Genomic DNA, 14,783 nt, shown 5'->3' with positions numbered 1-14,783 from the left:
CCATCTTACGAACTCGCCAGCCTTAACGCACACCTAGCCAGAACGGAGACTTCATGAAATTTTGGCTGTACACCGCGCTGCGGTTTCTGCTCTTTGGAGTCGGATTCCTGATAACGCTCTTCTTTACCAACTCGCTCATCTTTGCCGTCGTCGTGGGACTGGTGACGGGCTTCGCGCTCACGTACCTCTTTACCCCAAAACTGCGCAAAGACGCGTCAGAAGACCTTATGAAAGCCCTGGATTCGCGGAAGCGGAGCAAGACGGCGACCGACGATGCCGAGGCAGAGGACGCCTTTACCCACGGTCGGTTTGCTGACCCCGAAGACCTAGAGAATAATGCCGAGGGTAAACAAGACGGCGTAGAGGATTCCAAATAATCCGGTCATTTTCAACACCGGAATCAGCTCACCGCGTTCTTTAGCTTCCAGCATGATCATCGACGGTCGGATCGAAACGAGCAAGAGTAACAGCATCAACCACATCCACTCGTGCTGTGCCACGAAGATCAGCGGTGCCGCAACTGCGGCGGCCAGCATGGTCGGGTATGACCAGCGTGCCGCGGTATCGCCGAGCAACACAGCCAGGGTCTTTTTACCTGCTGCAATATCGGTGGGGATATCGCGCACATTATTGGCCATCAACAGTGCGGTCGAGACCAGCCCGGTGCCGACGGCACCGGCCACGGCGAGTCCGGATATTTCGTCGGCCTGGGTATAGGTTGTTCCCAGCACGGCGACGAGCCCAAAGAACACGAAGACGAAGAGTTCGCCCAACCCCATATACCCGTAGGGGCGTTTGCCACCGGTATAAAACCAGGCCGCGACGATGGCTGCCACTCCGATAAGTATCAGCCACCAGTGTTGCGACCAGATGGTCAGTGCTAGTCCTGCGAGGCCTGCTAGGCCGTAGAAGGTGAACGCCATGGTGCGCACGGTGGCCGGTGTGGACGCACCTGAGCCAGTCATCCGAAATGGGCCCACGCGGTTATCGTCGGTGCCACGGATCCCATCAGAATAATCATTGGAGTAGTTCACTCCGATTTGCAGTGCCAGCGCGACCACGAGCGCCAAGACCGCTTTGCCCGCATGGAAACTGTGCAGATCGGCGGCTGCTGCGCTCCCCACCACCACGGGTGCGATGGCCATGGGGAGGGTACGTAGGCGGGCGGCTGACACCCACTGTGAAAACGAAGCCAATGTTATTCCTTTGCTAACCATGTGGTGAGTGTGACCCGGTCGGGTTTCCCATTGTCTAACATGGGCAACGTGTCGAGTCGCAACCACATTTTGGGTACCGCCGGGGCGCCAAGCGTTGTGCGCACCGCATTCTCCAGGACATCTTGTGGCGTATCACCGGTGATCACAGCGCTGATACGTTGGCCCCATTCGGCATCGGGCACCCCGGTGACAAACGCCGTCGGCACGTGCTGCTGAAGCACACCTTGTACTTGTGCCGCGGAGACCTTGATCCCGCCGGTATTGATGACATCATCCAACCTGCCAGCAACTCGGACCACCTCGTCGACCGAACCGTAGTCATCGGTGAGAAATGAGCCATCAATAAAATGTGCGGCGGTGAGGTCTGGATCGTCAAAGTAGCCTGCCGCCACCATCGGGCCGGTAATGCGAAGACGATCGACCCCGTTGTGCGCCACGGTGTCGACGGTGACCCCGGGCAGGGGAGTGCCGTTGTACACGCACCCGCCGCAGGTTTCTGACATCCCGTAGGTTTTGAACAGCTTGAGATCATAGTTGGCTGCCGCTTTGGTAATGTGTTCGGGGATTGCGGAGCCGCCAACCAGTATTGCCGAATAGGACTGCAGCGCTGCTATGGCATCATCGTCGGTCAAGAGTCGGGTGAGCTGGGTCGGGACAAAAGACACCGCAGTGAACTCGTGATCCAGGCGACCCGTTGCTGCAATAAATTCTGCGGCGCTGAAACCGGGATCAATGACTTCCGGCGTGGTACCGGCGTGGACCGATCGGGAGACCACGGCAAGACCTGCGACGTATTGGGTGTCGACGGCGAGCAACCATTGGCCTTGGCCACCGATGCGCTGGGCGGTGGCCTCAGCTGATGCTCTGAGCGCGGTAGCGGTGAGCAGGGTCTGTTTTGGTGTGCCAGTCGAGCCGGAGGTTCGTACCACTGCGACGGCGTCGGGGTGGCCGCCACGATGGGGATCGGTGAGCTCGGGGCGGTGGATGATGCCCTGTGCCGTTGCTTCAAACGGTGTGCCGGTGGCGAGTGCTTGGGAAACGTCCATCAGAAGTAGTACGGGAAGTCTGCCCAGTCTGGGTCGCGCCTTTCGAGGAATGCGTCGCGACCTTCGACGGCTTCATCAGTCATATAGCCCATCCGGGTGGCTTCACCGGCAAAGACTTGCTGGCCCGCCATGCCATCATCGGCGAGGTTGAATGCATATTTGAGCATCCGGATGGCCTGTGGTGATTGGCCGTTAATATCTGCCGCGTATTCCAAAGCCACGTTTTCGAGGGTTTCGTGGTCGACCGATTCGTTGATCGCCCCCATCTCCAACATGTCATCGGCCGAGTATTCACGGGCAGTGAAGAATATTTCGCGGGCCCGCTTCTGTCCGACGTGACGCGCCAACAATGCAGAGCCATAGCCGGCGTCGAAGGAACCAACGGTGGCGTCGGTTTGTTTGAACTTCCCATGTTGTTTGGAGGCCAGCGTCAGGTCTGCGACGACGTGCAGTGAGTGGCCGCCGCCCGCTGCCCAGCCGTTGACCACGGCGATGACAACTTTGGGGAGGGTTCGCATGAGGCGCTGGACTTCCAGAATGTGGAGACGGCCTGCGCGTGCCGGGTCGACAGATTCTGCGGTGTCACCTTCGGCGTACCGGTAACCGTCACGGCCACGAATGCGTTGGTCGCCGCCGGAACAAAACGAGTGGCCTCCGTCTTTGGGCGATGGGCCATTGCCGGTAAGTAACACGGTTCCGACATCTGAGGTCATGCGCGCGTGATCGATCGCGCGGTACAGCTCGTCGACGGTTGACGGGCGGAAAGCATTGCGCACTTCGGGCCGGTCAAAGGCGATGCGCACGGTGCCGAGGTCGCGGACCCAGTTACCATCGCTGTCACGCTCGACATGGCGGTGATAGGTAATGTCTTGAAAATCGAAGCCTTGGACCTCTCGCCACGTGGGTGCATCGAAGATATCGGAAACTTTTTCTGGAACAGGATAGTTACTCACATCGCCTAGTCTATACAACATGGTCTCTTCTACAGTTCAGTATCTTCATCCTGCAGATTGGTCCGGGGCACGTAATGCGTGGCAGGTCAGAGAAGGCTTGTGGCGTATGGGTCGTGCCGAGTGGGTTGACTCCACTGGATGGCGTCAAATGGTCAATGACGGTGTGAGTACAGTGATCGATGTCCGTACCCCGCCGGAGATCAAACGCCGCGAGCTAGATCCCGAAGCTGAGGTGCCCGACGAGGTTCGTCAGATTCATGTTCCGGTGGAAGATGTCGATCACGAGCCGTTCTGGGAACGCAACGCACCATATCCTATGCACCCGGATGCCTATCACGACACCCTAGCGACCTTCGGTGACCGGGTTGCCGCCGCGGTCTCGACCCTTGTGGACTCTTGGGAAGCCGGAGGAACAGTACTGCACTGTACTGCCGGCCGTGATCGCACGAGCCTGATCATGGGACTGGCTTTGCAACTGCCAAATATTCCGGGTGGTGCTGCAGACTGGGAAGAACACAAACGCGTCTACGCATCGGGTGCCTACGGGATTAATGAGCACCACCGGACATCGCCAATCCCACATCCGTACGAGTCGTATCTGGAACCCGAAGCTTTTGACCGCGAACTGGCAGACCGTCTCGCCAGCTATCGAACATTCCTCAAAGAGTGGCCCGGAGAGCGCGTCCAAGAGCTCTTGGAATGTAGAGCTCAGACGGAAAAGGCATAGTGGCGTCCGGTGATGCCATCGACAGTCACTTCAGTCGACCCGCTGGCCTCCCGGTTGGTGACCCACCAGTTGGGTTTACCGACACGGATTGGTGACTCCACCAACTCGAGGTCATCGATGGGAGTCATTCTGCGGCGGCGTAGTACGACCCCGGCCAGCAGTGCGTGAGCGGCGCGCACTGCAGCCGCTTCTGTCACATGCGGCTCGGGATCTGTAATCGTGCTCGTCTCATCGCGGTGTCCGATGGAAACAAACTCGTGTGGATCCCACGCATCGCTGAGATACGCTCTGCCGCCGACGAGGTCAACCAGCACATGCGCTCGGACGAGCACTGTTGGTTGGAGTCTTGTACCCGCGCGAGGAAAGAAGCTCGGCCGCTGACTTTGGCCTTGGAACACCAACCCGAGAAAGGGATGGTGATACAACGTGGCCGTGAGATCAGCAGGTTCTTTCAGCCGGCGATTGACCAACGCTCGCGCTTCGTGATCCGAGAACTTCACCGGCCAGGCGAACTCGGGCTGAAGTTGTACTAGTTCAGCTGTCACTCTTCTTCCTTTTCACGAGGGCGCTGGGTGGCTAATGTCGTATCCTCACCGGCGACCATGCGAGCGGGGACTGGAGCCACCCTTGCGGTCTCTTCCACCGCTTGTCGAACATGTTCGGGCACGGGGTTGGAGCGCTGTGTGAGCAGCGAGGCTACGATCATGGTGATCGTGGAACACGTGATGCCAATGACCATCGGGTCAAATCCAATCCCATCGCTTGAGCCGGACAACTCTGAGATGACGGAGGCTAACGTCCCGACGATCATCGAGCTAATGGCGCCCACCGTATTGGCTTTCTTCCACCAGACTGCGCAAATATACGCTGGAACGAAAGCGGAGCCGAGCACTGATGTAGCAAAGACCACGATGTCGAAGACACCCGGGGGCTCTGCGATCGCGAGCACCACGGCGATCACCGCCAGCAGCAGAATCGTCAGACGCGAGACATTCACTGAGGTGCGTTCACTCATTGAACGCCCAAAAAATCGCGCCCACAGGTCCTGAGATGCAATCGTGCCGGCTTGCAACAGCAACGCATCGGCGGTCGACATGATCGCACCCATAATCGCTGCCATCACGATACCAACGGCAAATGTAGGCAGCACCGTGTCAGCAACTTCAAAAATTGCCAGTTCGGGATTGTCGAGGCCCGGGACAATGAGTATGCCCATCATTCCGACGATATAGGCGCCAGGAATAAAGAGCAGATTAAAGATGGTCGCATACAGTCCTGCCTGGCGAGCCACCGATGGGCGGCGCATCGCCATGTGGCTGACGTTGACGTGCGGCCAACCGATGTAGCCAATCGAAAAGACTAACAACGCCCCGATGATGATGCCCCACTGACCAAAGTACTGGCCTTCGGAACCCCACATCGTCAGCAGGTTCTCATTGACGGTGGCTAATGTTTGGTTTGCCTGAGTGAGGCCGCCCACGTACTGCAGGCTGGCGATCAAGATCCAGAGCATGCCGATAACCATGATGATGGCTTGGAAGAAATCTGTATAGGCAACGGCCAAGTAGCCGCCAAGGAACGTATAGCCGACGATGATACCGACGGCGACAATCAGGGCCACGTTCACCGAGAGCCCCGTCACCATGGCTAGTCCCTGACCCCCGGCCAAAAACTGTGCCAACACGTAAAAGAACATACAGAACAGCGCGATGGGGGCTGCGACCAACCGAGTCCACCGGGACGGATACCGGTTTTCGAGATAGCCAATCGAGGTAATCGAGCCAAGCATTTGCGACAGCTTGCGCATGCGGCGGCCGATAATAGACAGGTTTAATACGCCACCACCGACGTCGCCCAAGGCGTACCACATGCTGTAGTACCCCTGCGTATAAGCCAGGGAACCAGCGCCGAGAAACATATAACCGGACATCGAAGAGCTTTGTAGGCGCAAGGCCGTCACGGCTGGACCGAGGCTGCGATCGGCAAGCAGGAAGCCCTCTGAAGATTTTGTGCTACGGCGCATGGCCCAGACACCGATACCGAGCATCCCCACGAAGTAAATGATGAGCAAGATGAGGTCGATACTCATTGTGAGTCCTCCCTCTTGTGGTAGTCGACGTCCTCGACCGCCCAATTTCGAGAGATCACGTAGAACACGCCCGTGTACACGACCCAGAACCCTAGAACGCCTAGGATAACGATCCACGTTGTTGCCGGAAGCGCAAACATATTCATCACTCAACTTTCCACATGAGAAGTTCTTGCCCAAGGATCAGAAAGATACCAAAGTGGAGCTTATAGTCCTAAGTGTTGCACATCACATCTCGAGGTGGCTAGGTTATGACGGCGTCCTTGATGCTTGTGATCGGGTGGCACAGCTGGGGATGACAGACGTGACCGTAAAACGCTGGATCCACGGCTGGGGCTTGCACTTCGGTGAAGGCGCTGAGGCTCGCACAGCACAATAGATTCGAGACGTCGTCCACGTCTGATGAGAAAGTAAGACAACCTTCCGGTATGCCAAAACCACCTCCGCATAGAATCACTATTGGTTGAGGTATTGGGCGCTTATCCTGTCCTACCCCCTGGCTAGGCTGGTGGTATGACGTATGAAGCAGGTTCAGCAGTAGCAGACATCACGCATGCTCGTGATGCGCTTGGGATGCTTGAGCTTGCCGAAACTGATGCGGAATCGATTGATCGGTTGCAGGCGCTAGAAGAACTCAAGGCTGCCTGTGCTGCTGCGCAAGCTCGTGAAACCGCTGCGTTGCAGGCCCGCCGACGCCAAGCCGAAGCCGATCGGGGTGTGCCCGCTGCGCGCCGGTGCAATGGTCTAGGTGCTGAGGTTGGATTGGCTCGTGGTGATTCACCCGCCAGGGGCGCGCGACATCTGCGTGTGGCCTGCGCCCTGGTGGAGGGCCTGCCCAACACGATGCAAGCGTTGCAATCAGGTGGAATCCATGAGGAACATGCTCAGATTGTGGTCAAAGAAACCAGCTGGCTTGCCGCTGACCACCGTCGGCAGGTCGACGCTCTGATTGCTGATCGGTTAGGCACGCTTGGCCCACGCAAGCTGGCAACGGCGGTGCAAGGTTATGCCCAGGAGCTCGACCAGCTCACGGCAGTGGAGCAGCGTGAACGAGCCGAATCCGAGCGTCGAGTGTCCATGCGCCCGGCACCGGGCGGGATGGCGTATCTGTCGGCGCTGGTGCCCATGCAGCAAGCTGTCGGCATTTATGCTGGGTTGCGTCGTGATGCCACGAATATGGTGGGCACCGGTGAGACTGCTGATCCGGCTGACCCCTCCGGGCAGCCTCGTACTCGGGACCAGATTATGGCTGATCTGCTGGTTCAGCGTCTGACGGGACAGGCCACTGCACGGGCTGTCCCGGCCGAGGTGCACGTGGTGATGACTGATGAGGCGTTATTTGGCGATGGGGACACGCCGGCATGGCTGATTGGCCAGGGTCCGATTCCAGCTAGCACTGCGCTGCAATGGATTGCGGATCCTGAAGCAGAGATGTTCCTTCGTAGAGTGTTTACCCGGCCCAAAGAGCGCCAGCTGGTGGGTTTGGAATCGCGCTCTCGAAGCTTTCCTCCGGGACTACGGCGTATGGTGGCGCTTCGAGATGACACATGCAGGACGCCGTATTGCGATGCTGCTATCCAAGATATCGATCACATTCTCGCGGTCAAAGACGGTGGTACCACCAGCTGGTCGAATGCTCAGGGGCTTTGCGGTGCTTGTAACCAGATCAAAGAAAATACCGGATGGCGACACGAGGCCACCGCCGACCAACTGACCGTCACCACTCCTACGGGTCATCGATATACGACGAACACAGCACCGATACGTACGGCCAAAGACCCACCTGACCCGGGCTCACGACCAGATGCCAGGCCACCGGAAAACAACCCGCCGCCAATCACCTTGTCGAGCTGCGCCATGATGCGCAACACGATCCAATACTCCATACGCGTTGCCGCCTAAGGCACGCGACCCTGTTTGCTTCAGTCTCAATGGAGTGGCTGCGCCGCAGAGGGTTAGTTTCACCGCCTACGTCTTTGTGGATGTAACCGGAGGCGCTGACGCAAAAAGCCCCGCTCCAGAGCAAAGCTCCAAAACGGGGCCGAGATGAGGACACGAAGCCGTTCAATCCATTTAGACGAGCCCGGTTTCCATCATCTCTTGGTGAGATTGTTGGCTGAGTAAATACGGTGGCACTTCCAGCACCGTATAGGCGCCGGAGTTGCCCTGTTGTTGCAAGCGTGCCGCGGCACGTCCGAATGCGACCATGGCAGCAGCGGTGAAGTTCGGGTTGGACTCGAGTTTCAAACTGAACTCTACGCTGGCGTTATGGCCTTGCAGTTCGCTGGTCGTAATGACATAGCCACCGTGTGGGGCGCCTTGGTGGTTGCGCTCAAACTCTTCGTCAGAGACAAAGTGCACCGTGGTGTCATATGGCTCGAAGTAGTCGGGCATCGTGACGATCTCGTCGCGAATCCGATCCTGCTCAGACTCGTCGGCCACGATGTACACGATGCGTTCGTGCGAAGCCGTTTTCGATAAGCCCTGACCATTTCCAGCGCGGGCCTGATCGATCGCAGACTGTGCAGGGATCGTGTACTGCACACCGCGCTGTACACCCGAAACTTGCCGGACGGCGTCGGAATGACCTTGTGACAAGCCTTTACCCCAAAAGGTGTTCTGTACGGGGTCAGGGAACAAGGATAAGCCCAGCACACGGTTCATGGAGAACAGGCCCGGGTCCCAACCGGTTGAAATGACCGAAACGTTGTCATTGGCCCGAGCGACCTCGTCCATTTCGGCATAGTGGGTAGCAACTTTGGAATGGTTGTCGTAGGTATCGACCGTCGTGAAGTGCTCGGCGAAACCGGCGGCCTGTTCGGGGATGTCGGTGGCCGACCCGACGCACAAGAACAACACATCGATCTCATCCTTATACCTCGCGGCATCGGCGACCGGATAAATAGCCGCATCGGTGTCGAGTGTGTCCCGGCGTGAAAAAATACCGAAAAGTTCAAAGTCATCGAAGGCGTTAATGAGGTGTTCCACGGCCTGCCCGAGGTTACCGTAGCCTACAATTGCCGCTTTTATGGTCATACGTTCTCCTATTGGTATATGGGGTCTTGGGCGTTGAGTGCGGTCAGGATGAAGGCGTAGTCCCAAGCACGGTCCTCCCATGCGCGGTACCGACCGGATGCGCCCCCATGGCCGCCCTCCATCTCGGTTTTCAACACGACCGGTGAGCCGCCTTCAGCAAGCGGAGTGCTCTGGTCCGACGTGACGGTTGCCCGCAGTTCTTGTACCCATTTTGCCGGTTCGACGTAGAGCACACGGGTATCGTGTAGCGACGTGACGGCCGCGACTGCCGGATAGTCTGTGGTCGCCACGTTGTGGTACGGGGTGTACTCCAGCATGTAGTCGAAGACGGATTTCTCCTCGATGGGGTTGCCCCATTCTTCCCACTCCAGTGCGGTTAACGGCAGATCAGGATCCAGAATAGAGGTCAGTGCATCGACAAAGGGCACCTGGGCAAGGCACACACGGTACAGTTCGGGCGCTACATTCAGCACACCGCCCATGAGCAGTCCTCCGGCGGAGCCGCCCATGGCTGCGATGCGATCGGGATGTACCCAACCGGAGGCCGCGACGAACCGGGTGGCGTCCACAAAATCGGTGAAGGAATTCTTTTTGGCGAGTTTCTTGCCATCCTCGTACCAAGCGCGGCCGAGTTCACCGCCACCGCGCACATGAGCGACGACGAACACCACCCCTCGATCCAGCAGTGATAATCGTGACGGACCGAAACCTGGATCCATCGACGCTTCATAGGAGCCGTAACCGTGGATCAGTGCCGGGTTGTTGCCGTCCCATTCGATATCTTTATGCCGGATGACGGTCAGCGGGATGGCCACGCGTCGGTCGGTGGATTCGGCGGGCGCCCACCAGCGCTCCACCAGATACTGCTCGGGATCATAACCGGGCACTTCGGTGGCGCGGCGCAGGGTCGATGCGTTGGACACCGGATCGTAGTCCAGGATCTGTGCGGGCGTGATCCAGGAGGTGTAGGCCAAGCGGATGTAGGGGGAGTCGTAGTGTTGCCCCACCGGAAAGGCCGAGTACAGTTCTTCGGCGAACCCGGGTTCCACAGCGTCAGCTTGTGCCGCGGTGCCGAGCCCTTCTAACGGCACAACCCACATGCGCGGGGTTGATTCAGCCCGGACCGCGGCGAACAGGTATTGACGCGTGACCCCCACGCCATCAAGTTTGACGGTCGGCGAGTGGGCGAACACGGTCTGCCAGGCTGCTCGGTTTCCGATGTCTCCAGCATCGACGATGGCGACTTCGTTATTAGGCAGCGCAGTGCCGTCGGCTGCACGATTATGCGTGATGAGGTATCGGTCGCCCACGGGCAGCACATCGTGCAGGGAACGCTCATCGCGGCTGATCAGCAGTTGCAGGGATGCTGCGGGGTCGGTGAGGTCCATGATGTGGGTTTCGGTGACTTCTGAGTTGCCCAGCTCGAACAACAGCTTGGTTTTGTCGGGGCTCAGTCCGAAACCGCTCCACATCTGCGGGTCGGCTTCCCCGTGCAGCAGGACATCATCGCTCACCGGTGTGCCGATCCGGTGCGATTTGAGCTTATACGGCCGCCAGGATGCATCGGGTTCCATATAGAACACGCGCTCACCCGCCGGGTCGAAGGCTACCCCGTAGGACAGTCCCGGAATTTCATCTGGCAGTTGTTCCCCGGTGGTCAGGTCACGCAATCGCAGGGTGAAGCGCTCGTCGCCGGTCTCATCAACCAGATAGGCCAGCAGGGTGCCGTCGGGGGAGACGGTCATTGCACCCAGCGAGAAAAACGCGACTTTTTCGGCTTCGACGTTGCCATCCAACAGGACTTGTTCGCCTGCCAGCACGACGCCGGGTTGAATCTGGGGTGGCTCCCAGGAATCACCCTCGACGGGTACGCGGCAGTGCACTCCGTATTGGGCACCCTCGGACGTGCGGGTGAAATACCACCAGTCATTGATGCGTGACGGTACCGACATGTCGGTTTCGACGGTGTGGGATTTGATTTCGGCAAAGATCGCATCGCGCAGTAGCTGCTGGTCGGCGGTCACCGTCTCGGTGTAGGCGTTTTCGGCCTCCAGGTGCGCAATGGTGTTGGGATCTTGTGGGTCTTTGAGCCAGTCCCAGGAATCGACGAGGTCAACGCCGTGGTAGGTGGCGGTGACGGGTTTTCGGGTGGCTTGTGGAGGGGTAGAAGTCATGGACTCCACTATAGGGATGAGATGCCGAGCATGTCTTGGAATACGCCCATCCCGAAATACAACACGAACGACGCGGCGACAACCCACAGTAGCGGGTGGACTTCACGTGCTCGTCCCTGGCCGGTTCTAATGAGTGCGTAGGCGATCATGCCCGCACCAATACCGTTGGCAATTGAATAGGTGAATGGCATCAGGGCGAAGGTCAAAAACGCCGGCAGGGCGGCACCCATATCGGTCCAGTCAATTTGCCCGACCTGGGAAACCATCATGAACCCGACGACGACGAGCGCCGGAGCGACCGCTTCGAAGGGCACCAGGTAAATGAGCGGGGTCAAGAACATCGCGGCCAAGAACAGGATACCGGTGACGATGGACGCGAAACCGGTGCGGGCGCCTTCGCCGATACCGGTGCCGGATTCCACGAAAATTTGTGTTGACGACGCTGAACCGGCACCACCAGCGCTGACGCCGATGGCATCGACGAGCAGAACGCGGTTAAGGTTCGGGATGGCGCCGGACTTCTGATCGACGTTGCCGGCCTCGCGGGCCAGCCCTACCGAGGTGCCCATCGCGTCGAAGAAAACCGACAGCAGGATGACGAAGACCAACAGTGAGGCAGCAACGGACCCGATCGAGGTGAAGGCACCAAATGAGAAATTGCCCAGCAGGCTCAGATCCGGAACCGACCACTCGGGCATCGACGGGGCGACGAGGCTCCAGCCTTCTGGATTTACGTTGCCCGCGTCATCGACCGAGGGGCCGATGTTGAACACGGCTTCCAACACATTCGCCAGGATGGTGGCTCCGACGATGCCGATGAGGATTGCGCCCGGCACATTGCGAGCAACCAGGATCGCGGTCAGGAAGAACCCGATAACAAAGACCAGGGTGGGCCAGCCGGAGAGCTCCCCGTTGATACCCAGACCCACAGGCACGGTGGTGTCGGCTGAATCGGGGAGGCGACGGACGAATCCGGCGTTGACCAGTCCGATCAGGGTGATGAACAGGCCGATGCCCACGACGATTCCGGTTTTGATGCTGTCGGGGACTGCCCGGAAGACCGCCTCACGGAAGCCAGTGAGCACCAGCACGACCATCACCAAACCAGCGATGACCACCAGCCCCATGGCTTCGGGCCAGGTGAGGTCAGGCGTGGTGGCAATCGTGATGGCTAACAGAGCATTGACGCCCAAGCCCGCGGCTAGTCCGAAGGGGTGGTTGGCCCACAGGCCCATCAAAAAGGTGATGACGGCACCCAGGAGTGCGGTCGATGCTGCCACCGCGGAGATACCCAGGGTGTTCCCTGCGGCATCGGGACCAGACAGCACTAGCGGGTTGAGCACGATGATGTAGCTCATGGCCAAGAAGGTGGCGATGCCACCACGAATCTCGGCTCCCAGGGTCGAACCACGTCGGGTGATCTTGAAGAATTTGTCGAGCTTATTCTTGGGTTCGAGATCCAGGTGATTCACGGTGCGCAACGAAGACATGGGAATATCCTAGAACGAATTTTCCCTGAGAGGTTAACGCACACCTGACGGCTGCGCGTCGAGTGCTTCCCGACCGGCTTCCCAACGGAAGAAGCTGGCCAGCAGCGCAAAGATCAGTGCCGCGGAACCACCAATGAGTAAGGCCCCAAACACGAACCAGCGTGGTGATGGTCCAAAACCGTCCAGCGTGGTGGGGAGCCCGTCGAAGCCACCGGAGAGGATAAAGACGGCAATGGCTCCGCCCAGTGCGACAATGCCCAGCAACCACAGCGTGATTTCTGCCATGCCGGCGTGTTGAGCTCGTGAGTGCGGGGAAACCACGTTCCAATCCGAGGACAGGCGATAGATGGTGAACCCGCCGATCAGCGTCCACATGGCGACCACGAGGTAGGCGGCCACAATATCCGAGGGGCGATGCCAGCCGTCTAAAAAGGTTGCCACGCCCACCGTGGCTGAAAAAATCACGCCGATGAGCGCTACCGACGAACGCCAGCGCGGGGCGACCAGCAAAAAGACTGCCGCAAACGCTGCGGTGGCGAAGGTGGCATGACCTGATGGCAACGAATTGCCGGTGTAATAGGGTACGCCGTTTGCTAGCTCTGGACGCTCGAGGATGACCTTGAGGACCTGGGTGGTGAAATTTGCCGCAGCAAACGTGAGCGCGACAATCAGTGACGCGGCCCAGCGGCGTCGCCACAGCGTCAAGACGAGGAAACCGACGGCGGCAATACTGGCAACCACGATGGGCAGGTCGGCCAGTAAACTCACGGACGCTTCATGCAGCGTTTCCAGCCGCACTGTGGCCGAATCGAGTCCGGCCTGATCCAACACCTGACCGCGCGACGCGAGGACAAAAAATCTGTGAGTTGCCCAAATACCGGCGGCCATCGCGATGACGAAGAGCAGCCACGCCCAGATCCGTGATCCGGGCGCACGAATGACCCGACGCGCACGCCGGGTCGCCGGAAGGTTATCCTCTGGTAAGTGGTGAGCAGGAACGGGGTGCATCATTGGGGCCTAGACTAACTCCATGGTCGCTAACTCACATATCTTACCGCTAGAGACTGATATTGCCCTGGATGACCTTGCCGCACACGCGGTCGCTGTGGGCTTGCCGATGAACACCCCGTTCCGCAACACGACACTGCGTGAGGTCATGCTGCTCAAGGGCCCCGCCGGTTGGGCAGAGTTCTCCCCGTTTCCTGAATATGGCCCCGATGAAGCTGCCCGCTGGCTCTCGGCAACGATCGAGGCAGGTTGGTACGGCTGGCCTGAACCGGTTCGCGAGGTCGTCCCCGTCAATGCGACGGTCCCAGCGGTAGCGCCAAACCAGGTCGAGACTGTCCTCGCACGGTTCGGACCTGTGAGTGCGGTCAAAGTCAAGGTCGCCGAGGACGATGTGGCCACCGATATCGCCCGCGTGACCCGTGTTCGTCGGCTCCTGCCCCACGCCGATATCCGGATCGATGCCAATGCGAAATACACACATGATGAAGCCTTCGACGTGATTACCGCACTGCCGTTTCTCGAATATGCAGAACAGCCGGTACCCGGCATCGAGCCACTGGCCCAGCTTCGCGCGGCCTTACGCGATGCCGGTAGCGAGGTGCTGATCGCCGCTGATGAAGCGGTGCGCAAAGAAACCGATCCGCTGGCCGTCGCGCAAGCTCAGGCGGCAGATCTCATCGTCGTCAAGGTCCAACCGCTAGGTGGGGTTCGTCGTGCACTATCGGTCGTCAAGCAAGCCGGCTTAGATGCCGTGGTCTCTTCCGCCCTGGACTCTTCGGTGGGTATTGCCGGTGGTGTTGCACTGGCTGCGGCATTGCCCCGTCTGAACCACGCATGCGGGTTGGCCACCGCAGCACTGTTTTCTGCTGAACCTGCGACCCCGGCCATTGCCAACAACGGATACCTCACCCCGGGACCCGCCCCGGCACCGGATCCGCAGCTCATCGAGCAACTGAAACTGCCCCGTGATCGTCAACTGTGGTGGCAACAGCGTCTGGCAGAAACGCACAGTCAACTCACAGAGAAAGCGTAGGATGGGGCCC

The 14,783-nt window shown here is 59.1% G+C and carries 13 protein-coding genes; 4 read left to right on the top strand and 9 right to left on the bottom strand.

Going from position 1 to position 14,783, the window contains the following annotated elements; translation table 11 throughout:
• Positions 1-53 precede the first annotated feature (53 nt).
• Positions 54-377 carry a DUF4229 domain-containing protein gene (locus tag ACYVJT_RS02310; protein ID WP_343958075.1) on the top strand — a complete coding sequence of 108 codons (324 nt, stop codon included), beginning with the start codon at positions 54-56 and terminating at the stop codon, positions 375-377.
• On the opposite strand, the gene ACYVJT_RS02305 is transcribed toward ACYVJT_RS02310, so the two are convergent.
• From ACYVJT_RS02305 to ACYVJT_RS02295, 3 genes are read right to left on the bottom strand one after another with little or no spacing between them, the layout of a single operon-like run.
• A complete protein-coding gene (locus tag ACYVJT_RS02305) occupies positions 327-1,196 on the bottom strand; it encodes a 1,4-dihydroxy-2-naphthoate polyprenyltransferase (protein WP_343958073.1) in 870 nt (289 codons plus the stop codon). The genes ACYVJT_RS02310 and ACYVJT_RS02305 overlap by 51 nt on opposite strands.
• A 2-nt stretch (positions 1,197-1,198) precedes the next feature.
• Positions 1,199-2,263, bottom strand: coding sequence for an AMP-binding protein (locus ACYVJT_RS02300; RefSeq protein WP_343958071.1), 1,065 nt, complete (start codon positions 2,261-2,263; stop codon positions 1,199-1,201).
• The gene (locus tag ACYVJT_RS02295) at positions 2,263-3,237 is read right to left on the bottom strand and encodes a 1,4-dihydroxy-2-naphthoyl-CoA synthase (protein ID WP_425579876.1); all 975 of its coding nucleotides are present in this window, start codon (positions 3,235-3,237) and stop codon (positions 2,263-2,265) included. Before ACYVJT_RS02295 ends, ACYVJT_RS02300 begins: the two co-directional genes overlap by 1 nt.
• Here ACYVJT_RS02295 and ACYVJT_RS02290 point away from each other — a divergent pair.
• A complete protein-coding gene (locus ACYVJT_RS02290; RefSeq protein WP_343958067.1) occupies positions 3,236-3,943 on the top strand; it encodes a tyrosine-protein phosphatase in 708 nt (235 codons plus the stop codon). The two genes, ACYVJT_RS02295 and ACYVJT_RS02290, sit on opposite strands and share 2 nt — an antisense overlap.
• Here ACYVJT_RS02290 and ACYVJT_RS02285 read toward each other — a convergent pair.
• Both ACYVJT_RS02285 and ACYVJT_RS02280 read right to left on the bottom strand, forming a co-directional pair.
• The gene (locus tag ACYVJT_RS02285) at positions 3,925-4,488 is read right to left on the bottom strand and encodes a hypothetical protein (RefSeq protein ID WP_343958065.1); all 564 of its coding nucleotides are present in this window, start codon (positions 4,486-4,488) and stop codon (positions 3,925-3,927) included. The genes ACYVJT_RS02290 and ACYVJT_RS02285 overlap by 19 nt on opposite strands.
• A complete protein-coding gene (locus ACYVJT_RS02280) occupies positions 4,485-6,032 on the bottom strand; it encodes a sodium/proline symporter (RefSeq protein ID WP_343958063.1) in 1,548 nt (515 codons plus the stop codon). Before ACYVJT_RS02280 ends, ACYVJT_RS02285 begins: the two co-directional genes overlap by 4 nt.
• 513 nt (positions 6,033-6,545) lie before the next feature.
• On the opposite strand from ACYVJT_RS02280, the gene ACYVJT_RS02275 reads away from it, so the two are divergent.
• A complete protein-coding gene (locus tag ACYVJT_RS02275; protein ID WP_343958061.1) occupies positions 6,546-7,934 on the top strand; it encodes an HNH endonuclease in 1,389 nt (462 codons plus the stop codon).
• A gap of 171 nt (positions 7,935-8,105) precedes the next feature.
• Here the strand turns inward: ACYVJT_RS02275 and ACYVJT_RS02270 are convergent, their stop codons facing one another.
• The 4 genes from ACYVJT_RS02270 to ACYVJT_RS02255 are packed head-to-tail and all read right to left on the bottom strand — an operon-like array spanning position 8,106 to position 13,743.
• Entirely contained in the window at positions 8,106-9,068 is a 963-nt protein-coding gene (locus ACYVJT_RS02270) for a diaminopimelate dehydrogenase (protein WP_343958059.1), read from the bottom strand.
• A gap of 8 nt (positions 9,069-9,076) precedes the next feature.
• The gene (locus ACYVJT_RS02265) at positions 9,077-11,242 is read right to left on the bottom strand and encodes a S9 family peptidase (RefSeq protein ID WP_343958057.1); all 2,166 of its coding nucleotides are present in this window, start codon (positions 11,240-11,242) and stop codon (positions 9,077-9,079) included.
• 8 nt (positions 11,243-11,250) lie between these two features.
• On the bottom strand, positions 11,251-12,732 hold the full coding sequence (locus ACYVJT_RS02260; protein WP_343958055.1) for an NCS2 family permease: 1,482 nt from the start codon (positions 12,730-12,732) through the stop codon (positions 11,251-11,253).
• Between the two features lie 33 nt (positions 12,733-12,765).
• Complete coding sequence (locus tag ACYVJT_RS02255) at positions 12,766-13,743, bottom strand: phosphatase PAP2 family protein (protein WP_343958053.1); 978 nt, start codon at positions 13,741-13,743, stop codon at positions 12,766-12,768.
• Between the two features lie 19 nt (positions 13,744-13,762).
• On the opposite strand from ACYVJT_RS02255, the gene ACYVJT_RS02250 reads away from it, so the two are divergent.
• The gene (locus tag ACYVJT_RS02250; RefSeq protein ID WP_343958051.1) at positions 13,763-14,773 is read left to right on the top strand and encodes an o-succinylbenzoate synthase; all 1,011 of its coding nucleotides are present in this window, start codon (positions 13,763-13,765) and stop codon (positions 14,771-14,773) included.
• The last annotated feature ends 10 nt before the right edge of the window (positions 14,774-14,783 follow it).

It is taken from the genome of Yaniella soli (assembly GCF_054782375.1).
The sequence above is the reverse complement of the archived record's forward strand: the minus strand, read 5'-3'. Positions and strand labels throughout refer to the sequence as shown.